The sequence below is a fragment of the Dactylosporangium sp. CS-033363 genome, assembly GCF_050942475.1.
Classification (GTDB): Bacteria; Actinomycetota; Actinomycetes; order Mycobacteriales; family Micromonosporaceae; genus Dactylosporangium.
This window is the reverse complement of record NZ_CP192032.1, coordinates 8,693,509-8,713,899: the sequence shown is the minus strand read 5'-3', so window position 1 is coordinate 8,713,899 and position 20,391 is coordinate 8,693,509. Positions and strand designations below refer to the sequence as shown.

The following is a 20,391-nucleotide window of genomic DNA, read 5'->3' as shown; positions in this document are numbered from 1 at the left end:
ATTGATACGTTCCGTGCCGGACGACGACTTCCTGGAGGGGCAGCGCGTGTCAGACGCAAGTGCATCGGCGGGGTTCACCACCGATGTCGTGGTGATCGGCGGGTGCGGCCGGGTGGGGCTTCCGCTCGGCATCGCGCTCGCCTCCCGCGGCCTGCAGGTGACCCTGTACGACATCAACCAGGCCGCCGTGGACGTGGTCAACGGCGGGCGGCTGCCCTTCGACGAGGAGGGCGCGGCCGAGCCGCTGGCCACCGCCGTCGCCGAGGGCCGGCTCACCGCGAGCACCGACCCGAGCACCGTGGCCACGGCCGAGCACCTGGTCGTGATCGTGGGCACGCCGGTCGACGAGCACCTCAACCCCAACATCGCGGCCGTACCCAAGGCGATCGAGCGGTGCGCGGACTTCCTGCGCGACGGCCAGCTCATCGTCCTGCGCAGCACGGTCCACCCCGGCGTCACCGCGCTCACCGAGAAGCTGATCAAGAAGCTCGGGGTGAAGGCCGACGTCGCGTTCTGCCCCGAGCGCATCGCCGAGGGCAAGGCGATGACGGAGCTGTTCGAGCTGCCGCAGATCGTCGCCGCGCGCACGCCCGAGGCGACCGAGCGGGCCGAGAAGCTGTTCCGCAACCTGGCGAGCCAGATCGTGGTGCTGGAGCCGGAAGAGGCGGAGCTCGCCAAGCTCTTCACGAACACCTGGCGCTACATCAAGTTCGCCGCGGCCAACCAGTTCTGGATGATGTCCAACGACTTCGGCCTGGACTTCGAGCGCATCCGGCACGCGATCCGCTTCCAGTACCCGCGCGCCGCCGACATGCCCGGCGCCGGCTTCGCGGCCGGCCCGTGCCTGCTCAAGGACACGATGCAGCTGGCGGCGTTCAACAACAACAACTTCGTCCTCGGCCACAGCGCGATGCTCATCAACGAGGGGCTGCCGCTGTACGTCGTGTCGAAGCTCCAGGAGCGCTTCGACCTGTCCGAGATGACGGTCGGCATCCTGGGCATGGCCTTCAAGGGCGGCAGCGACGACATCCGCGAGTCGCTCGCGTACAAGCTGCGCAAGGTCGTCATGCTGCGGGCCAAGGAGACGCTCTGCACCGATCCCTACGTCAAGGACGACCGGTTCGTCCCGCTGGACGAGGTGCTCACCCGCGCGGACCTGCTCATCATCGCCGCTCCTCACCCGGAGTACCGTGACCTGGAGACCGATATCCCGGTTGCGGACATGTGGGGCGTGACGAACAAGGGCGTGCGTATATGAGCCTGGCGCCACAGATCTCTGTGGTCATCCCGGTCTACAACGAGGGCGAGGCGATCGTCCGCTGTCTGGACCGCATCCTTCGCGAGGTGATGATGCCGGCGGAGATCCTCGTGGTGCACGACATGCCCGAGGACACCACGGTGCCCTTCGCGGAGGAGGTCCGGGCGCGCGATCCGCGGGTCCGGCCGGTGCTCAACACCTACGGCCGCGGTCCCGCCAACGCGATCCGCTTCGGCATCGACGTGGCCAGCGCACCGGTGGCCGTGGTCACCATGGCCGACGGCTCCGACGACCCGCGCCAGATCGAGGACCTCGCGCGGCTGGTCGACCGCGGCGTCGTGGTCGCCGCCGCGTCGCGCTACATGCCGGGCGGCCAGCAGGTCGGCGGGCCGCGCTTCAAGCGCTTCCTGTCCCGCAACGCCGGGCGCACCCTGCACTGGTTCGCGCGGGTCGGCACCCGGGACGCCACCAACAGCTTCAAGGCGTACTCGACCCAGTTCGTGCGCCAGGTCGGCATCGAGTCCAAGACCGGCTTCGAGATCGGCATCGAGCTCACCGCCAAGGCGACCCGCCTCGGCCTGCCCGTCGCCGAGATCCCGACCATCTGGCTCGACCGGCAGCTCGGCGAGTCCCGCTTCGACGTGGGACGGTTCATGCCGAGCTACCTCAAGTGGTACTGGTTCGCCTTCGGCCCCCGGATCAGCGTGGAGAAGCTGGCCAAGCGCCCGGCGTCCACGGCCGCGCGGGACGACGCGCAGGCCGCCCGCGACGACGCACAGGCGGCGCGCGACGACGCGCAGGCCGCCCGCGAAAGCACCTCGGCACCGTCGACAACTCAGAGCTAGAAGGAGTATTTGTGGCAAAGGTCCTGGTCACCGGCTCGGCCGGCTTCATCGGTGGGTATGTCGTCGAGGAGCTGCTCGCCCGCGGCTACCAGGTGGTCGGCCTGGACAACTACTCGAAGTACGGTCCGGTCACCCGCAGCTACGACTCCCACCCGGACTACCGCTTCGTCGAGGGCGACGCGCGCGACGTCGACCTGGTCACCGAGCTGCTCGACGGCTGCGAGCACTTCATCGCGGGCGCGGCGCTCATCGGCGGCATTTCGTACTTCCACGCGTACGCCTACGACCTGCTCGCGAGCAACGAGCGGATCATGGCCTCGTCCTGCGACGCCGCGATCAAGGCGCACCAGAGCGGGACGCTGAAGAAGCTGACGTACATGTCGTCGTCGATGGTGTTCGAGTCCACCACGCACTGGCCGTCCAAGGAGGGCGACGAGCGCAAGGTGCCGCCGCCGCTGTCGTCCTACGGCTTCCAGAAGCTCGCCGTCGAGTACTACGCGAAGGCGGCCTGGGACCAGTACAAGCTGCCCTACACGATCGTGCGCCCGTTCAACTGCGTCGGCGTCGGCGAGGGCCGCGCGCTCGGCGAGGTCGAGGTGCTGTCCGGCAACGTGAAGCTCGCGATGTCGCACGTCGTGCCCGACCTGGTGCAGAAGATCATCAAGGGCCAGGACCCGCTGCACATCCTGGGCACCGGCGACCAGGTCCGCCACTACACCTACGGCGGCGACCTGGCCAAGGGCATCATCGCCGCGATGGAGTCCGAGAAGGCCCACAACGAGGACTTCAACGTCTCGACGGCCCAGTCGACCACGGTGAACGAGCTGGCCGCGGTGATCTGGCGCAAGATCAAGGGCCCGGACGTACCGCTGCGGATCGTCTCGGACGACCCCTACGAGCACGACGTGCAGAAGCGCGTGCCGGACTGCACCAAGGCCCGCGAGGTGCTCGGCTTCGAGGCGACGACCTCGCTGGACGAGATGCTCGACGAGGTCATCCCGTGGGTGACCGAGGCGGTCAAGGAAGGCCGGCTCTAAGCAGGTTCACGAGGAGGGCTCCGCCGCTTGGCGGGGCCTTTTTCGTTGTCTCCTACGTGACGACGCTCGACGCGCCTACCCTCGCTCCCGCTGCTGAACGAAAAATCCGGCGCGAGCGCCAGATTTTTCGGACTTATCCGCATAAAGCGGGTCGTGGACCCAAGGCGGTATTCGCCGCTTTCGCCGCGATCGCCGGGATGCTGGTCGGGCTCGCGCGGACGCGGGATCCGGGTGCGCTGGACGCGATCTGGGCCGAGGACGGGCAGAACTTCCTGACCGACGCGCTGAACCGGCCCTGGTACGAGGCGATCTTCACGCCGTTCAACGGGTACTTCCACGTCGTGGCCCGGGTCTGCTGGGCCGTCATCGCGCTGTTCCCGGTCGGCTGGGCGGCCGCGCTCAACGCCGTCGCCGACGCGGGGATCACGAGCCTGCTCGCGCTGGCCGTGTACTGGGCGGCCCGGGAGCGCCTCGAGCGCTTTCCCGCCGTCGTGGTCGGGGTCGTCGCGGCGCTGCCGATGGGGTTTGTGCCGAACGCGCTCGCGCAGGTGCAGTTTCCGCTGGTGTACGCGGGGCTGTGGATGCTGCTGTCGCGCCGGGTGAACCCGGTGACCGTCGGGCTGCCGGCGCTCGCGGTGCTCAACTCCATGCTCGGCGTGCTGCTGGTGCCGGCGGCGATTGTCGGGCTCATCCGGTACAAGAGCCGGGGTTGGATCTTGAAGCTTCTCGGCCTGGTGCCGGGGGCGTTGCTGCAGCTCGTGCCGCTGGCGACCGGGGCCACGCGGCGGGGGCTGGGGGAGCGGCCCGAGCACGATCCGGTCGCCGTCGCGGCCATGTATCTGCGGTGGGGCGTGCCGCGGTCGTTTCTCGGGCCCGCGTGGCTGGCCGAGCCCTACGGCGACGCCTGGGGGCATCGGGCCCTCGTCGCGGCCGGGCTGCTCATCCCGCTCGCCCTGCTCGCGGCCGCGGTCTGGGCGCGGGCCTGGGCGGAGATCCGGGTCGCGGCCGCCCTCGCCGGGTTCGCCGCGCTCGCGGGGGCCGTGCAGCTGAGCGCGCACGGGTTCGGGGAAGATCGCTATCTGGTGCTCATCAGCCTGCCGAACCTCGCCGCGGGGGTCTGCCTGGCGGCCGGCGCCCAACGCGCGCCGCGGGCCGCGGGTTGCGCACTTGTCCGGACAAGTCTTGTCGTGTTCACGACACTTGTGGCCGTGGTCCTCGCGGCCAACCTGCGCCCGGCGAGCCCCCGGGACGGCGGTCCGCGCTGGGGGGCGACGGTGGCCCAGGCGCGGGCGGAATGCCTAGTCCGGCCGGGTTTGACGCGGGTCACCGCGCACACCGCGCAGTGGCCCGTGCTGGGCTGGGAGGCGGTGCTGCCCTGCTCCCGGCTGCGATGATCAACAGTCGATCGGCCGTCATCTTACCGTGACGTCGTGTTCTCCGGCCGTTGCGACGAACGGTCGTTCGTTAGAGACTCGGCGTCGTGGTGAGCACCTCGTCGGCGCCCATCGGCCGGGCCGATCTCCTGAGCCATGCCCGGGAGCGGCTGGCGGCGGGGGGCAGCGTCGTGCTCTGCGGCCCCGCCGGCATCGGCAAGTCCACCATCCTCGACGCGCTGGCCGGCGCCGAGACCGAGGCCCTGGTGCTGCGGGCGGCCGCCGCCGAGGCCGAGGCCGACCTGCCGTATCTCGCGCTGGTCGACCTCTTCGACGGCGCCCCGGACGCCTCCGACCTGCTCCCGGCCCACCTGCGCGCGGCCCTGGACGGCGCCCTGCTGCGCAGCGCCCTGCCGGCCACCCCGCACGACCAGCTCGCGGTGCGCCTGGCCGTGCTGGAGCTGTTCCGCGCGCTGGCCACCGACCGGCCGATCCTGCTCATCCTCGACGACGTGCAGTGGATCGACGAGCCCAGCGCCGGCGTGCTCCGGTTCGTGTCCCGCCGCCTCGGCGAGGTCCCGGTCAAGGTCCTGGCGGCCGAGCGGGTGCCCGACGGCGGCGCCCCGACCCGGCTCGACCTGTGCCCGCCGCCGAGCACCACGCTGCCCGTGCCGCCGCTGCCCCAGAGCGACGTCGCCGACCTGCTGCGCGCCCGCTTCGGCGCCGAGGCCGGCCGGGCGCACGTCCAGCGGATCTACGAGGCGAGCGCGGGCAACCCGCTCTACGCCGTCGAGCTGGGCCGGGCCATCGGCAGCAGCTCCTTCCCGGTGACCGACCCGCTGCCCGTGCCGGACCGGCTCCGCGAGCTGCTCGCCGCCCGCCTGGCCACGCTGCCCGCGGACGACTGGCCGGCCCTGCTGGTCATCGCCTCCGCCGCGCGCCCCAGCCTGGCGCTGCTCGGAGCCTGCGGGCTCAGTGAGGGTCACGTCGAAGCCGGAATCGCCGCGGGTGTACTGCACGTCGAGCCCGACGGCGCCATCCGCTTCTCCCACCCGCTGCTGCGCGAGATGGTCTACGCCGACGCCACGGTCGCCGCCCGCCGGGAGACCCACGAGCGGCTCGCCGACACCGTCACCGACCCGGTCGACCGGGCCCGGCACCTGGCCGCCGCCCGCCCCGAGCCCGACGAGGGCCTGGCCGAGTGCCTCGCCGACGCGGCCTCCGCGGCCCGGCTGCGCGGCGCCCCGGCGATGGCCGCCGACCTCGCCGCGCTGGCGGCCGACCGCACCCCCCGGGACACGCCCGGCGTGGGGGCGGTGCGGCGGCTGAGCGCGGCGCAGTACGCGTACTCGGCCGGCTCGCCCACCGACGCCCGCCGGCACGCCGCGGCCGCCCTGCGCGACGCCGCCGACCGCCGGACCCGGGTCGGCGCCCGGCTGCTGCTGGTCGAGATGTCCGGCGAGGACCACTCCAACTCCGGCCCGCTGCTCGACGCCGCGTTCGTGGAGGCGGTCGACACTCCGGACCTGCTCGCGCACGTGCGGCTGTACAAGGGGATCAAGGCGTACTGGGACGGCGACGGCGAGGCCGCGCTGGCCGAGCTCAAGCGGGCCGAGGAGGCCGCCGAGCTCTGCGGCGACATGGAGCGCCTGGTCGAGGTGCTCAGCTGGCGGGGCAACATCCTGCTGGGCACGGAGGGGGACGAGTACCTCGAGCGGGCCGGCAAGCTCGCCCGCGGCCTGTCGCTCACCCCGGCCACGGTCGCCGCCCGGCAGGTGGCCGCGATGAGCCGCCTGTTCAAGGGCGAGACGGCGGAGGCGGTCCGGCGCATCGAGGCGCTGCGGATCGCGGTGGAGCGGGCGGGGACCGTCCGGGACCTGGCGGCGGTGCTCGTCTCGGTGGCCGGCATCTACTGGCGGGCCGGCCGCTGCGCCGACGCGCTCGCCGCCGGCCGGGACTGCGTGCGGCTCTACGTCGACGTCGAGACCACCCCCGGCCCGGGGTACCTGGTGGCGGCCCTGGTCGAGTACGCGGGCGGCACGGCCACCGCGGCCGCCAGCCACGCCGACCGCGGGCTGGCCGCCTGCCTCGCCGCCGGCGACGAGGACTGGATCAAGCTCGCCTATGCGACCGGCGGCCTCGTGCACATGCTGCGCGGCGACCCGGTGGCGGCGGCGGAGGCGATGCGCGAGGCGTACGCGCTCGACCAGCGCCTCGGCCGGCTCGACCCCGGCGTCCTGCCCTGGCACGCGGACTTCGTCGAGGCGCTCGTCGGCGCCGGGGCCCGCGCCGAGGCGGCCGAGGTCCTGGACGAGGTCGAGCAGCGGGCCCGGCACCTGGACCGCCAGGTCGTGTTCCTGGGCCTGGCCCGGGCCCGGGCGGTGCTCACCGCCGCGACCGGCGAGGCCCGCGAGGGCGCCGAGGCCCTGCACCGGGCGATCGAGGAGTGGCCGGACCACCCGTACCCCCTGGAGATGGCCCGGGCGTACTACACGCTCGGCGGCCTGGAGCGCCGCGCCCACCGCCGCGGCGCCGCGCGGGCCGCCCTGTCCGAGGCCGTCCGCCGCTACGGCGCCGCCGACGCCCACCCGTGGCGCGAGGTGGCCGCGGCCGACCTGGCCCGCCTCGACGGCGGCCGCGGCGCGGGCCTGTCGGAGACCGAGCGGCGCATCGTCGAACTGGTCCGGGCGGGCGCCACGAACCGCGAGATCGCGCGGGCGCTGTTCCTGTCCATCAAGGCGGTCGAGGCGAACCTGACGCGGCTGTACCGCCGCCTGAACGTCCGCAACCGTTCACAACTCGCCCGGTTCCTGGACCCCGAGTAGTACATAGACTAACTCCGATTCCTTCAATCGGAGGTCGTTGTGCTCAAGCGAGCCCTGCTCGCCGTCGCGCTGCTGACGGCGGGCATCACCTACGTGGCCGGCGCGGCCCCATCCCAGGCCGCCGCCGTCCACCGTGTCCTGTTCGACAACACCAAGGCCGAGACCGCCGGGAACGCGGACTGGATCATCAGCACCGCCCAGCCCGACCCGCTGGCCCAGAACGCCAACCCGGCCAGTGAGACGTCCTGGACCGGCGCCCTGTCGGCGTGGGGCGTGGCGTTGCAGCGCACCGGGCAGTACAGCCTCAAGACGCTGCCCGCCGGGAACACCATCACCTACGGCGGGACCGGCGCGCTCGACCTGAAGAACTTCGACGAGTTCGTGATGCCGGAGCCCAACTCGCCGCTCAGCGCGGCCGAGAAGTCGGCGATCATGCGGTTCATCCAGGCCGGCGGCGGGTTCTTCCTGATCGTCGACCACACCGCCAGCGATCGCAACAACGACGGCTGGGACTCGGTGCGCATCGCCAACGACCTGCTGAGCAACAACGGCGTGGACAACACCGACCCGTTCGGCTTCAGCATCGACGTCAACAACATCGGCACCGAGAACCCGGTCGCCGTGTCCAGCAGCACCGACCCCGTCATCAACGGGCCGTTCGGCAAGGTGCGGGGCAGCATCATCCGCAACGGCAGCACGCAGACGCTCCACCCGGCGAACAACGCCGCGGTGAAGGGCCTGGTCTACCGCAGCGGGTTCACCCCCGGCGGCACGACGGGCGCGTTCTTCACCACCTCGACGTTCGGCGCGGGCCGGGTCGCGGTGTGGGGCGACAGCTCGCCGATCGACGACGGCACCGGCCAGTCCGGCAACACCCTCTACGACGGGTGGAACGACACTGCCGGTACCAACGCCGCTCTCGCCTTGAACGCCACCGCCTGGCTGGCCGGGTCCGGCTCCTCGACCCCGCCGCCGACCACGCCCGGTGGCACTTGCAGCTCCTCCGAGCTGCTCGGCAACCCCGGCTTCGAGACCGGCTCCGCGAGCCCCTGGACCGCTTCGTCCGGCGTGGTGACGAGCGACACGTCGCAGCCGGCCCACTCCGGGTCGTGGAAGGCCTGGCTGAACGGCTATGGCTCGGCGCACACCGACACGCTGTCGCAGACCGTGACGATCCCGTCCGGCTGCACCCGGGCCACGTTGAGCTTCTGGCTCTTGATCGACACGGCCGAGACCGGCACCACGGCGTATGACAAGCTCACGGTGACGGCCGGGTCGACCACCCTCGCCACGTACTCGAATGTGAACGCCACCGGCGGGTACCAGCAGAAGTCGCTGACCGTGAGCGGCACCGGCTCCGTGAAGGTCACGTTCACCGGGGTCGAGGGCAGCAAGCTGGCCACCTCGTTCGTGCTCGACGACCTGAGCATCAAGGGCGCCTGAGTAACCACCTTGAAACAGGCGCCTGCATAGAGATACAGTCGACCGTATGGGAATACGTGTCGCCGTCGCGGGGGCCTCGGGGTATGCCGGCGGTGAGCTGTTGCGGCTCATCGCCGGGCATCCGCACCTGGAGCTCGCCGCCGCCACCGGGTTCGCGCAGGCCGGATCGACCATCGGGGCCGTTCACCCGCACGTGCGATCCTTCCGCGACGTGGTGCTCGCCAAGACCGAGGCCGCCTCGCTCGCCGACGCCGACCTGGTCTTCCTCGCCCTGCCGCACGGCGAGTCGGCCGCCGTCGCCGCCCAGCTGCCCGAGGCGGTCAAGGTGGTCGACCTCGGCGCCGACTTCCGGCTCGAGGACGCGGCGGACTGGGCGAAGTACTACCCGGGCCGCCACGCCGGCACCTGGACCTACGGCCTGCCCGAGCTGCCGGGTCAGCGCGAGCTGATCGCCGGCTCGGCGCGGGTGGCCAACACCGGGTGCTACGCGGTCACCACGATCCTGGCGCTGGCCCCGCTCATCGCGGCCGGGGTCGCCGATCCGGAGGACGTCGTGGTGGTCGCCGCCTCCGGCACCTCCGGCGCGGGCCGCTCGGCCAAGCAGCACCTGCTCGCCTCCGAGGTGATGGGGTCGATGACGCCGTACAAGGTCGGCGCCCACCAGCACGTCGCCGAGATCAAGCAGGCGAGCGGGGCGCGCACGCTGTCGATGACCCCGCTGCTGGCGCCGATGCCGCGGGGCATTCTCGCGACCGTCACCGCGCGGTTCGCGCGGCAGGCCGATCCGCGCGAGGTGCTCGCCGCCGCGTACGCCGACGAGCCGTTCGTGCACGTGCTGGCGGAGGGGCAGTGGCCGCAGACCGGGGCCACGTTCGGCTCCAACTCGGTGCACCTGCAGGCCACCGTCGACGTCGACAGCGGCCGGATCGTGGTCGTCTCGGCCAGCGACAACCTGGTGAAGGGCGCCGCCGGTCAGGCCGTGCAGAACGCGAACATCATGCTGGGCCTGCCCGAGACCGCCGGTCTTGCCGTCGACGGGATCGCGCCGTGAGCGTCACCGCACCGAAGGGGTTCCGGGCGTCCGGGGTCGCGGCCGGCATCAAGGCCGCCGCGGGCGCGCTGGACGTGGCGCTGGTCGTCAACGACGGGCCCGACACCACCGCCGCCGCCGTGTTCACCGGCAACCGGATCAAGGCCGCGCCGGTACTGTGGAGTCAGCAGGTCCTCAAGGCCGGCATCGTGCGGGCCGTGATCCTCAACTCCGGCGGGGCCAACGCCTGCACCGGCCCGGCGGGGTTCCAGGACACCCACGCCACCGCCGAGCACACCGCCGCCGTGCTGTCCGGGCGGGCCTCCCGCTTCCCGGTCGGCGCGGGCGACGTCGCGGTCTGCTCCACCGGCCTGATCGGCGAGCGCCTGCCCATGCCGAAGCTGCTCTCCGGCGTGGACGCGGCCGCCCGCGCGCTGTCCCGCGAGGGCGGGCCGGAGGCGGCGCAGGCCATCATGACCACCGACACCGTGGCCAAGACCGCGGTCCACAGTGGACAGGGCTTCACCGTCGGCGGGATGGCCAAGGGGGCCGGCATGCTCGCGCCCGGCCTGGCCACCATGCTCGTGGTGCTCACCACCGACGCCGTGGCCGACGCGACCGCCCTGGACACCGCGCTGCGGCTGGCCACCGAGGTCACCTTCGACCGGATCGACTCGGACGGCTGCATGTCGACCAACGACACCGTGCTGCTCATGGCCAGCGGCGCGTCCGGGATCGAGCCGACCCCGCACGAGCTGGCCGAGGCGGTCACCGCGGTCTGCGCCGAGCTGGCCCGCAAGCTGATCGCCGACGCCGAGGGCGCCACCAAGGAGATCGCGATCGCGGTCACCGGGGCCGCCTCCGCCGCCGACGCGGTCGAGGTGGGCCGGTCCATCGCCCGCAACAACCTGGTGAAGACCGCGTTCTTCGGCAACGACCCCAACTGGGGCCGCATCCTGGCCGCGATCGGCACCACCGCCGCGGCCTTCGAGCCCGACGAGGTCGACGTGGCCATCAACGGCGTGTGGATCTGCAAGGGCGGCGCGGCCGGCGAGGACCGGTCCAAGGTGGACCTGAGCGCCCGCGCGGTGAGCGTCACCGTGAACCTGCACGCCGGCGAGGAGACCGCGACGATCTGGACGAACGACCTCTCCATGGGGTACGTCCACGAGAACTCGGCGTACTCCTCGTGAACGGCCGGATCAACGGCCGCGACCTCGGCATCGCCCTCGGCAAGGCGAACACCCTCATCGAGGCGCTGCCCTGGCTCGAGCGGTTCTCCGGCTCGACGGTGGTCGTGAAGTACGGCGGCAACGCGATGGTCGACAACGAGCTCAAGCGCGCGTTCGCGGCGGACATGGTGTTCCTGCGCCACGTCGGCATCAAGCCGGTCGTGGTGCACGGCGGCGGCCCGCAGATCTCGGCCATGCTCAACCGGCTCGGCATCGCCAGCGAGTTCAAGGGCGGCCTGCGGGTCACCACCGCGGAGACCGCCGACGTGGTGCGGATGGTGCTCGTCGGCCAGGTCGGCCGGGAGCTCGTCGGGCTCATCAACGAGCACGGCCCGCACGCGGTCGGCATGTCGGGCGAGGACGCCGGGCTGTTCACCGCCGTGCGCCGGCCCGCCATCATCGACGGCGCGCCGGTCGACATCGGCCAGGTCGGCGACGTCGAGAAGGTCGACATCTCGGCGGTGGCCGACCTGATCGCGGCCGGGCGCATCCCGGTCGTGTCCACGGTCGCCCCGGACGCCGACGGGGTGCTGCACAACCTCAACGCCGACACCGCGGCCGGCGCCCTCGCCGTCGCGCTGCGGGCGCGCAAGCTCGTGGTCCTCACCGATGTCGAGGGCCTGTACCGCAACTACCCCGACCCGTCGTCGCTCATCTCGCAGCTGACCGCCGACGAGCTCGCGGAGCTGCTGCCCACCCTCGAATCGGGGATGGTGCCGAAGATGGAGGCCTGCCTGCGGGCGGTCAAGGGCGGGGTGCCGGCCGCGCACGTCGTCGACGGGCGGGTGCCGCACTCGCTGCTGCTGGAAGTGTTCACGTCGGAGGGATTCGGGACGATGGTGGTGGCGGAATGACCGGGTCGTTGACCTCGCGGTACGAGGCGTCAGTGATGAACACGTACGGCCCCCCGGCGCTGGGTCTGGTCAGCGGCAAGGGCGCGGTCGTGGTGGACGAGGCCGGACGCTCCTATGTGGACTTCCTCGGCGGCATCGCGGTGAACCTGCTCGGCCACGGCCACCCGGCCGTCGTCGCCGCGGTCACCGGGCAGATCTCCACCCTGGGCCACGTCTCCAACCTCTACGCGTCCCCGCCGGTGGTCGCCCTGGCCGAGCGCCTGCTGGGCCTGGCCGGCCGCCCCGGCGCGGTGTTCTTCGGCAACTCCGGCGCCGAGGCCAACGAGGCCGCGTTCAAGCTGTCCCGGCGCACCGGCCGCACGAAGATCGTCGCGGCCGAGGCCGGCTTCCACGGCCGCACCATGGGCGCCCTGGCGCTGACCGGGCAGCCGGCCAAGCAGCAGCCGTTCCTGCCGCTGCCCGGCGAGGTCGTGCACGTGCCCTACGGCGACGTGGACGCGCTCGCCGCCGCCGTGGACGACGCGACCGCCATGGTGCTGCTGGAGCCGATCCAGGGCGAGTCGGGTGTGGTGGTACCGCCCGCCGGCTACCTCACCGCCGCCCGCGAACTGACCACGGCGCACGGCGCCCTGCTCGCCCTCGACGAGGTGCAGACGGGCATCGGCCGCACCGGGTACTGGTTCGCCCACCAGGCCGAGGGCGTGCGCCCCGACGTCGTCACGCTCGCCAAGGGCCTCGGCGGCGGCCTGCCGCTCGGCGCCATGATGGCCTTCGACGACGCCGCCACCCTGCTCGGCCCCGGCCAGCACGCCTCCACGTTCGGCGGCAACCCGGTCTGCTGCGCGGCCGCCCTGGCCGTGCTCGACACCATCGAGGCCGAGGACCTGCTGGGCGCGACCAAGCGGCTCGGCGAGCGGATCCGCCGCGGCGTCGAGGCGCTCGGGCACCCGCTCGTCAACCACGTGCGCGGCGCGGGCCTGCTGCTCGGCATCGTGCTCAACGGACCGGCGGCCGGCGCGGTCGCCGGCGTGCTGCGCGACAGCGGCTTCCTGGCCCAGGCGGCCCAGCCCGACGTGCTGCGCATCGCCCCGCCGCTGATCCTCACCGACGAGCAGGCCGACGCGTTCGTGGCCGCCCTCGGCCCGGCGCTCGACGCGGTGCAGGCGTCATGAGCGTCCGGCATTTCCCCCGGCACTTCCTCCGTGACGACGACCTGTCCGCGGCCGAGCAGGCCGAGGTGCTGGAGCTCGCGGCGGCGATGAAGGCCGACCGCACCGGCTTCAAGCCACTGGCCGGCAGGTCGGTCGCGGTCATCTTCGAGAAGCCGTCGCTGCGCACCCGGGTCTCGTTCGAGGTCGGGATCGCCCAGCTCGGCGGCACCCCGCTCATCATCGACTCGACCACCACCCACTTCGGCCGCGGCGAGACGATCGGCGACGCGGCTCGCGTGCTGTCCCGCTACGTCGACGCGATCGTGATCCGCTCCGACTCCGACGCCCGGCTCGGCGAGCTCGCGGCCGGGGCCACCGTGCCCGTCGTCAACGCGCTGACCGACGGGTTCCACCCCTGCCAGCTGCTGGCCGACCTGCAGACCGTGCGCGAGCGGTTCGGCAAGACCGAGGGACTGATCCTCTCGTACTTCGGGGACACCGCGAACAACATGGCGCACTCCTACGCGCTGGCGGGGACCCTCGCCGGCATGCAGGTGCGGCTCTGCGGGCCGGCCGGCTTCGAGCCCGACCCGGCCGTGATCGCCGATGCCCGCGCGCGGGGCGTGGTCGACGTGGGGACCGGCCCGGCCGAGGCGGCCAAGGACGCGGACGTGATCGTGACCGACACGTGGACGTCGATGGGCCAGGAGACCGACGGGCTGGATCGACTGACGCCTTTCAGGCCGTACCAGATCAACGGCACTTTGCTCGAGAGCGCGAATCCGGGCGCCATCGTGCTGCACTGCCTGCCGGCCCACCGCGGCGACGAGATCACCTCGGAGGTCATGGACGGACCGCAGTCGGCGATCTGGGACGAGGCGGAGAACCGCCTGCACGCCCAGAAGGCGCTGCTGGCGTTCCTCTTGGATCGACGATGAGCGGTCGACGATGAGCGCCCCGACCACGAAGGCGGCCCGGCTCGACCGGATCGCGTCGCTCATCCGCGGTTCGGCCGTGCACTCGCAGACCGAGCTGGCCGAGCGGCTGGCCTCCGACGGGTTCCAGGTGACGCAGGCGACGCTGTCGCGGGACCTGGAGGAGCTGCGGGCGGTGAAGGTGCGCGGCGCGTACCTCATCCCCGAGGACGGCGAGCGCGCGCTGCGCCCGGCCGAGGAGGCGCCGTCGCGGCTCATCCGGCTGCTGCGGGAGCTGCTCACCGGGGTCGACTGCTCCGGCAACCTCGTGGTCCTGCGCACCCCGCCCGGGGCGGCGCAGTTCCTGGCCAGCGCGATCGATCGCACCGGCCTGCCCGACATCGTGGGCACCATCGCCGGGGACGACACCATCCTCGTCGTCGCCCGCCAGGCGCCGGACCCCTCGGCCGCCGGCGAGGTGCTCGCCGCCAAGCTCAGCGAATGGGCGCAGCTCGGCTGATTCTGTTGTTGTGGAAGGATCGTTCGCGTGTCTTCTGAAACTCCTACCCGCCTGTGGGGCGGGCGCTTCGCCGGTGGCCCCGCGGAGGCCCTGGCGCGCCTGTCCGTGAGCGTGCAGTTCGACTGGCGCCTCGCCCCGTACGACCTCGCCGGCTCCCGGGCCCACGCCCGCGTGCTGGCCCGCGCCGGGCTGCTGGACGCCGACGAGCTCGGCCGGATGCTCGCCGCCCTCGACGACCTGGAGTCCGCCTGCGCCGCCGGCGACTTCCGCCCGACGGTCGACGACGAGGACGTGCACACCGCCCTGGAGCGCGGCCTGCTGGAGCGCCTCGGCGCCCTCGGCGGCAAGCTGCGCGCCGGCCGCTCGCGCAACGACCAGGTGGCGACGGACCTGCGGCTGTACCTGCGCGACCACGCGCGCGGCGTGGCCGCCCGGATCGTCGAGCTCGCCGACGCCCTCATGGAACAGGCCGGCCGGCACGTCGACACGCCCGCCCCCGGCTTCACCCACCTGCAGCCGGCCCAGCCGATCTCGTTCGGCCACCAGCTGCTGGCCCACGTCCAGGCCCTCCTGCGCGACCTCGACCGGCTGCGCGACTGGGACCGCCGCGCCTCGGTCAGCCCCCTCGGCGCCGGCGCCCTGGCCGGCTCGTCCCTGCCGCTGGACCCGGCCCAGGTGGCCAAGGAACTCGGCTTCGACCACGCCGCCCCGAACTCCATCGACGCCGTGGCCGACCGCGACTTCGTGGCGGAGTTCCTCTTCGTCGCGGCCCTGACCGGCGTGCACCTCTCCCGCCTCGGCGAGGAGGTGGTCCTCTGGACGACCCCCAACTTCGGCTGGGTCCAGCTCGACGACGCCTTCGCCACCGGCTCGTCGATCATGCCGCAGAAGAAGAACCCGGACATCGCCGAGCTGGCCCGAGGCAAGTCCGGCCGCCTGGTCGGCCACCTGACGGGCGTGCTGACCATGCTGAAGGGCCTGGCCCTCGCGTACGACCGGGACCTGCAGGAGGACAAGGAGCCCGTCTTCGACGCGGTCGACACGCTGGAACTGGTCCTGCCCGCCCTGGCCGGCATGATCTCCACGATGACGGTCCGCGTGGACCGCCTGGCCGAGCAGGCCCCGGTCGGCTACACCCTGGCCACCGAGGTCGCGGAGTGGCTGGTCCGCCAGGGCGTGGCCTTCCGCGACGCCCACGAGATCACCGGCAAGCTGGTCGTCATCTGCGCGGCCCGCGACATCGGCCTCGACGAGGTGTCGGATGCGGATCTGGCCGCGGTGAGCGAGCACCTGACCCCCGCGGTACGCGAGGTCTTCTCCGTCCACGGCGCCCTGGCCGCCCGCATCACACCGGGCTCGACGGGCCCCGGCCCGGTCGCCGACCAGCTGGCGGTGGCCGCCGACAAGCTGGACCGCTGGCGCGACTGGTCCGGCGAGCAGGTCATCCCGCGCGACTGATTCCTTCCGCATGCCCGCGTTGCTTTTGGGACAATTCGGGCATGCGGAAGATCACGCAGGAGTTTCTGGGCGGCCCTGAGGCGCTGCGGCTGGTTTCGTCGGACGCGCCTGTCCCCGGCCCGACCGAGATCCTGGTCGAGACCCGCGCGATCGGCGTGAACCCGGCCGACTGGAAGACGCGTGCGACGGGCGGCTTCCTGGGCGCGCCGCCGTTCACGGTCGGCTGGGAACTGTCGGGCGTGGTGGCCGCAACGGGCCTGGGCGTGACCAGGTTCGCCGTGGGCGACGAGGTGCTCGGCATCCCTTGGTTCCCGCGCGAGGGTGCGGCGTATGCGGAGTACGTGACCGGCCCGGCCCGCCACTTCACGAGCAAGCCGCCGACCCTGTCCTTCGAGGAGGCGGCGGGCCTCTCCCTGGCCGGCCTCACGGCGCTGCAGGCCCTGGTGGAAACGGCGGCGGTGCTGCCGGGCCATCGGGTGCTGATCCCGGCGGCGGCGGGCGGGGTGGGCCATCTCGCGGTGCAACTGGCGAAACTTCGAGGGGCTCACGTCATCGGTACGGCGTCCGCTGCCAAGCACGACCTGGTCCGCTCCCTGGGCGCGGACGAGGTGCTGGACCATCACACCGAGAACTATTCGGCGCTCAAGGACATCGACGTGGCCATCGCCACGGTCGCGGGCCAGATTCCGGAGCTGGCCGCGTGCCTGCGACCGGAGGGCCTGATCGTGGCCCTGAACCTCGAGGACCTCCAGGCGGTAACCGACGTGGAGGGCGTCCTGATGATGGTGGAGCCCGACCGCGCGGGGCTCGACGTGCTGTCGGCGCACGCCCTGGAAGGCGAATTACGAGTGCTGGTGGATCGCGTTTTTCCATTGGCCGAGGCGTCGGCCGCTCATGAGCTCGGCGAGGCCGGACACACAACCGGAAAACTCATTCTGGTGCCGTGAGCTTCTCTTTTTGTTGGAAATTTTCTCCTGGACCACCGAACGGTGACCAAAGTCGTCTCCGGGAGTGACCATCGGGCGGGTGGAAAACCCCGCGCCGGACCGATGGGCACCGCAGCAGTGCACTCGGCCGATGGTTCGGCCCGCCTGTCGGCGGCCCACAGGGGTTAAGTGGACCCGCCCGACGCTGCTTGCGGGGAGGTGGTCCAGACCGTTGGGGGCTGCCGGGAATTGACCGCTGTGCGAGACACCACGAGACGTCGGAATTACTGCGCCAGCACGGAGGAATTCCGGCGGGAGCACAAAAGGCATCGCGACTGGGGGCTTGCTCAGCGGCATGCCGAAAAGCTGCGCCGCCTTCGCGATGGCGACGCAGCTTCGGGAGCGCTGTCAGGGGGTGGCGCGGCGCAGGGACAGCCAGGAGCTGGTGCCCAGGATGGCGATCAGGGCCAGCGGCCAGACCGCCGTCCAGGAGAGCAGGCTCGGGTACTGCAGCACCCGAATCACCGAGCCCCAGGCGTCCAGGCGGCCGATCAGGGCCGCGGCGCCGCCCAGGAGGAGCAGCAGGACGGTGAGGGCGGTCAGCAGGCCGGTGGCTCGCCAGCGCATGTACAGCGCGCCCGCCGTGGTGCCGAGCAGGGTCATCGTCAGCATCGGGACGGCGTAGATGGCGAACTGGGCGGGCAGCGGCTGGTCGTCGATGAAGCCCAGGCCGAAGAAGCGCAGGCGCAGGCCCCAGCCGTTCGTGGCGTCCTCGATGTTCTGGAGGATCACCAGGAGCAACGCGTAGGCGACGACCTGGACGAGGCCGAACAGCGCCAGGCCCAGGGTGAACTCGCGGCGGGTGACGCTCAGGCCCAGGGCGAAGGGGAAGTGCTGGTTCACGGCGACGGCGCCGAAGGCCAGGGACGTGATGTAGATGCTGGAGAGGGCGCCGCTGATCGGGTCGGTCTCCAGGGCGTCGTGCGGGAGGTTGGCGAAGACCAGGACGTTGACCGCGAAGGCGATGCCGAGGACGGCGACCGGCCACAGCAGGGCGTCCATGCGGCCCATCAGCTGCAGGCGCGCGATCGAGGCGATGCGGTTCACGACACGGGCTCCTTCGAGGTGATGTCCGAGGTGATGCGGACGACCAGCTGCTGCAGGGAGACCGGCTGGAGGTCGACGCCGGCGGCGCGGGCGTCGCCGGGGGTTACCGTGCCGCGGATCGTGGCTCGGGTCAGGGGGCCCAGGCGCTCGCGGTGGAGTTCGTCCGCGTTGGCCGTCAGGGCGTCCACCGCCGTTGCCGGGCCGGTGAGCGTGAGGACCTGGCCGCGCAGGGAGTCGGCGCTCTCGTCGAGGACCAGGCGGCCGCGCTCGATGAGCAGGACGTGTTCGATCAAATCGCTCACCTCGTCGATGAGGTGCGTCGACAGCACGACCGTGCGGGGGAACTCGGCGTAGTCGGCCAGCAGGCGGTCGTAGAAGAGCTGCCGGGCCACCGCGTCCAGGCCCAGGTAGGGCTCGTCGAAGAAGGTGAGGGGCGCGCGGGAGGCCAGGCCCAGGGTGACGCCGAGGGCCGAGAGCTGGCCCCGGGACAGCTTCTTGACGGTGCGGCGCTCCGGCAGGGCGAAGTCGTGGACCAGCGAGCGGGCGAAGGCCTCGTCCCAGTACGGGAACAGCAGGCGGCCGGCGTGGAGGGCGTCGCGGACGCGGAAGTTGTCGGGGTACCGCTGGCTCTCCTTGACGAACGCGATCTCGCGCATGACCTTGGCGTTTTCGAAGGGGTTGGCGCCGAAGACCTCGACCGTGCCCGACGTGGCGAGCTGCTGGCCGGTCATGACCTGCATGAGGGTGGTCTTGCCGGCGCCGTTGCGGCCCAGGAGGCCGTAGATGCCGCCCCGCCGCAGCTCGAAGCCGACCCCGTCCAGGGCCGTGACGCCGCCGCGGTAGCGCTTGGTCAGTCCCTCGGCGCGCACGATCGTGCTGGTCATCGCTGCCGCTCCTTCACCAGGTGCTGCTCGATCATCGTCGTGAGCTCGGTGCCGTCGATGCCGAGCTTGGCCGCCTCGGCGAGCAGCGGCCGCAGGTACTGCTCGGCGAACTGGTCGCGCCGGCGCTGCCGGAGCTTGGCCTGTGCGCCGGGGGAGACGAACATGCCGATGCCTCGCTTCTTGTAGAGGATTCCGTCGTCGACGAGCTGGTTGACGCCCTTGGCGGCGGTGGCCGGGTTGATCCGGTGGAAGGCGGCCAGCTCGTTCGTCGAGGGCACCTGGGCCTCCTCGGCCAGGCTGCCGTCGATGACCGAGTTCTCGATCTGCTCCGCGATCTGGAGAAAGATCGGCCGACCCTCGTCCACGTCAGACGCCTTGGTTCGTTGGTTCGTTAGTCATGTAACTAACCATGCAACCGACGAAGCCAGGTGTCAAGCGCTATGTTGTGAGCGTGGCGACGACGGGCTTCGGGCCGAAGATGGCGTGGCTGGCCGTGGCGGCCGAGCCCGAGCTGGTGATGGAGGCCCTCGGGCTGCGCGATCTGGGCGTGGTGGAGCCGCGCACCGGGCTGGATCTGGCGCACTTCACGGACGACCGGGTGGTGGTCGCGGTCGTGGACAAGTGGTGTCTCGTCGCGGGGAAGTGGCTGTTCCGCTGGAACGGCATCGCGGCGCTGTCGATGCGGCTCGGGGCCGAGGTGCAGTACTTCGCGACCGATCGCAGTCTCGTGATGCACCGCTGGGCGCGGGCCTACGGCGCGGACGTCAGCATGTCCGACGAGGACGCGCTCATCGACGAGCAGGACGTGTTCCGCACCGCGGCCGAGTGGAGCGTCGACCCGCGCGCGCTGCCCGTCGTGTCGGTGCACATCGCGGCGGTACCGGCTCAGCCGTAAAAAAAGCGGCCGCCCCCAACGGGAACGGCCGCCTCTCGCAAGAGAACTACGAGCGCTTGCCCTTGCTGCGCCAGGAGAACGGACCCGGCAGGTCGTAGCGGTGCGCGCGGGTGCGCGAGTTCCACGACCACTTCCCGATCTTGATGCTCCACGACGAGAAGCCCTTGGGCGTGAAGTTCAGCACCAGCGGGCCGATGCGCATGGCCTTGCGAAACAGGATCGGCAACGAAACCTCCGAAGGGAGAAGGCTATCGGGCGGCGTAATGCAGGATCACGTTGTGGATGTGCTGGGTCTTCTCGACGCCGCGAACGTCCACTTCGTACGTGTGCGTGCCGACGTGCACGGCGATGGTACCGCTGCTGAAGAAGCTGCCCGCCCATGACTTGTTGCTCACGACGGAGACCGCGGTCACCTTCCCGTACGGGATCGACGTGATCGCCACCCGCTTGCCGACGAACGAGCGGTCCTGCATGATCACCCGCTTGTCGGTGAGGCCGATGAAGCCGGTGCCGACCCCCACCGCGTCATAGACGGCGATGATGGTCTCGCCCGGCAGCAGCCCCGAGGAGATCTGCTCGTACTGCTCCCGCCGGTCGTATTTCGCCTGCTGCGCCATGCCTTCAAGATAGACGCCGGCC

At 71.8% G+C, this 20,391-nt stretch carries 20 protein-coding genes; 15 read left to right on the top strand and 5 right to left on the bottom strand.

Features of this window, described 5'->3' with window-relative positions; translation table 11 throughout:
- Window positions 1-13 precede the first annotated feature (13 nt).
- From ACQPZ4_RS40090 to ACQPZ4_RS40025, 14 genes are all read left to right on the top strand, one after another.
- The gene (locus ACQPZ4_RS40090; protein ID WP_433048255.1) at window positions 14-1,258 is read left to right on the top strand and encodes a nucleotide sugar dehydrogenase; all 1,245 of its coding nucleotides are present in this window, start codon (window positions 14-16) and stop codon (window positions 1,256-1,258) included.
- The gene (locus ACQPZ4_RS40085) at window positions 1,255-2,103 is read left to right on the top strand and encodes a glycosyltransferase family 2 protein (RefSeq protein WP_433048252.1); all 849 of its coding nucleotides are present in this window, start codon (window positions 1,255-1,257) and stop codon (window positions 2,101-2,103) included. Before ACQPZ4_RS40090 ends, ACQPZ4_RS40085 begins: the two co-directional genes overlap by 4 nt.
- 11 nt (window positions 2,104-2,114) lie before the next feature.
- On the top strand, window positions 2,115-3,140 hold the full coding sequence (locus ACQPZ4_RS40080; protein WP_433048249.1) for an NAD-dependent epimerase/dehydratase family protein: 1,026 nt from the start codon (window positions 2,115-2,117) through the stop codon (window positions 3,138-3,140).
- 197 nt (window positions 3,141-3,337) lie between these two features.
- Complete coding sequence (locus ACQPZ4_RS40075) at window positions 3,338-4,534, top strand: hypothetical protein (protein WP_433048246.1); 1,197 nt, start codon at window positions 3,338-3,340, stop codon at window positions 4,532-4,534.
- A gap of 86 nt (window positions 4,535-4,620) precedes the next feature.
- Window positions 4,621-7,338: an AAA family ATPase gene (locus tag ACQPZ4_RS40070; RefSeq protein WP_433048243.1), complete on the top strand. Its 2,718-nt coding sequence runs from the start codon at window positions 4,621-4,623 to the stop codon at window positions 7,336-7,338.
- A gap of 39 nt (window positions 7,339-7,377) precedes the next feature.
- Window positions 7,378-8,781, top strand: a complete 1,404-nt coding sequence (locus ACQPZ4_RS40065; RefSeq protein WP_433048240.1) for a hydrolase — start codon at window positions 7,378-7,380, stop codon at window positions 8,779-8,781.
- Between the two features lie 46 nt (window positions 8,782-8,827).
- Window positions 8,828-9,832 (top strand): N-acetyl-gamma-glutamyl-phosphate reductase, encoded by a 1,005-nt coding sequence (gene argC, locus ACQPZ4_RS40060; protein ID WP_433048237.1) that lies wholly within the window; start codon window positions 8,828-8,830, stop codon window positions 9,830-9,832.
- Window positions 9,829-11,004 carry a bifunctional glutamate N-acetyltransferase/amino-acid acetyltransferase ArgJ gene (gene argJ, locus ACQPZ4_RS40055; protein WP_433048234.1) on the top strand — a complete coding sequence of 392 codons (1,176 nt, stop codon included), beginning with the start codon at window positions 9,829-9,831 and terminating at the stop codon, window positions 11,002-11,004. Before argC ends, argJ begins: the two co-directional genes overlap by 4 nt.
- Window positions 11,001-11,897 (top strand): acetylglutamate kinase, encoded by an 897-nt coding sequence (gene argB / locus ACQPZ4_RS40050; RefSeq protein WP_433048231.1) that lies wholly within the window; start codon window positions 11,001-11,003, stop codon window positions 11,895-11,897. Before argJ ends, argB begins: the two co-directional genes overlap by 4 nt.
- Entirely contained in the window at window positions 11,894-13,069 is a 1,176-nt protein-coding gene (locus ACQPZ4_RS40045; protein WP_433048228.1) for an acetylornithine transaminase, read from the top strand. Before argB ends, ACQPZ4_RS40045 begins: the two co-directional genes overlap by 4 nt.
- Window positions 13,066-13,986, top strand: a complete 921-nt coding sequence (argF, locus tag ACQPZ4_RS40040; protein ID WP_433048225.1) for an ornithine carbamoyltransferase — start codon at window positions 13,066-13,068, stop codon at window positions 13,984-13,986. The genes ACQPZ4_RS40045 and argF overlap by 4 nt, the downstream gene beginning before the upstream one ends.
- A gap of 10 nt (window positions 13,987-13,996) precedes the next feature.
- Window positions 13,997-14,482, top strand: a complete 486-nt coding sequence (argR, locus tag ACQPZ4_RS40035) for an arginine repressor (RefSeq protein ID WP_433048222.1) — start codon at window positions 13,997-13,999, stop codon at window positions 14,480-14,482.
- 27 nt (window positions 14,483-14,509) lie between these two features.
- Complete coding sequence (gene argH, locus ACQPZ4_RS40030) at window positions 14,510-15,940, top strand: argininosuccinate lyase (protein ID WP_433048219.1); 1,431 nt, start codon at window positions 14,510-14,512, stop codon at window positions 15,938-15,940.
- 41 nt (window positions 15,941-15,981) lie between these two features.
- Window positions 15,982-16,887, top strand: coding sequence for an NADP-dependent oxidoreductase (locus ACQPZ4_RS40025; protein WP_433048216.1), 906 nt, complete (start codon window positions 15,982-15,984; stop codon window positions 16,885-16,887).
- A 387-nt stretch (window positions 16,888-17,274) separates the two neighbouring features.
- Here ACQPZ4_RS40025 and ACQPZ4_RS40020 read toward each other — a convergent pair whose 3' ends face one another.
- The 3 genes from ACQPZ4_RS40020 to ACQPZ4_RS40010 are packed head-to-tail and all read right to left on the bottom strand — an operon-like array spanning window position 17,275 to window position 19,222.
- Entirely contained in the window at window positions 17,275-17,973 is a 699-nt protein-coding gene (locus tag ACQPZ4_RS40020) for a hypothetical protein (protein WP_433048213.1), read from the bottom strand.
- A complete protein-coding gene (locus ACQPZ4_RS40015) occupies window positions 17,970-18,857 on the bottom strand; it encodes an ABC transporter ATP-binding protein (protein ID WP_433048210.1) in 888 nt (295 codons plus the stop codon). Before ACQPZ4_RS40015 ends, ACQPZ4_RS40020 begins: the two co-directional genes overlap by 4 nt.
- The gene (locus ACQPZ4_RS40010; RefSeq protein WP_433048207.1) at window positions 18,854-19,222 is read right to left on the bottom strand and encodes a GntR family transcriptional regulator; all 369 of its coding nucleotides are present in this window, start codon (window positions 19,220-19,222) and stop codon (window positions 18,854-18,856) included. Before ACQPZ4_RS40010 ends, ACQPZ4_RS40015 begins: the two co-directional genes overlap by 4 nt.
- Before the next feature lie 86 nt (window positions 19,223-19,308).
- On the opposite strand from ACQPZ4_RS40010, the gene ACQPZ4_RS40005 reads away from it, so the two are divergent.
- The gene (locus ACQPZ4_RS40005) at window positions 19,309-19,752 is read left to right on the top strand and encodes a hypothetical protein (protein ID WP_433048204.1); all 444 of its coding nucleotides are present in this window, start codon (window positions 19,309-19,311) and stop codon (window positions 19,750-19,752) included.
- 46 nt (window positions 19,753-19,798) lie between these two features.
- Here ACQPZ4_RS40005 and ACQPZ4_RS40000 read toward each other — a convergent pair whose 3' ends face one another.
- Window positions 19,799-19,978: a DUF4236 domain-containing protein gene (locus ACQPZ4_RS40000; RefSeq protein WP_433048201.1), complete on the bottom strand. Its 180-nt coding sequence runs from the start codon at window positions 19,976-19,978 to the stop codon at window positions 19,799-19,801.
- A 22-nt stretch (window positions 19,979-20,000) separates the two neighbouring features.
- Window positions 20,001-20,369 carry a PH domain-containing protein gene (locus ACQPZ4_RS39995; protein WP_433048198.1) on the bottom strand — a complete coding sequence of 123 codons (369 nt, stop codon included), beginning with the start codon at window positions 20,367-20,369 and terminating at the stop codon, window positions 20,001-20,003.
- Window positions 20,370-20,391: the final 22 nt, after the last annotated feature.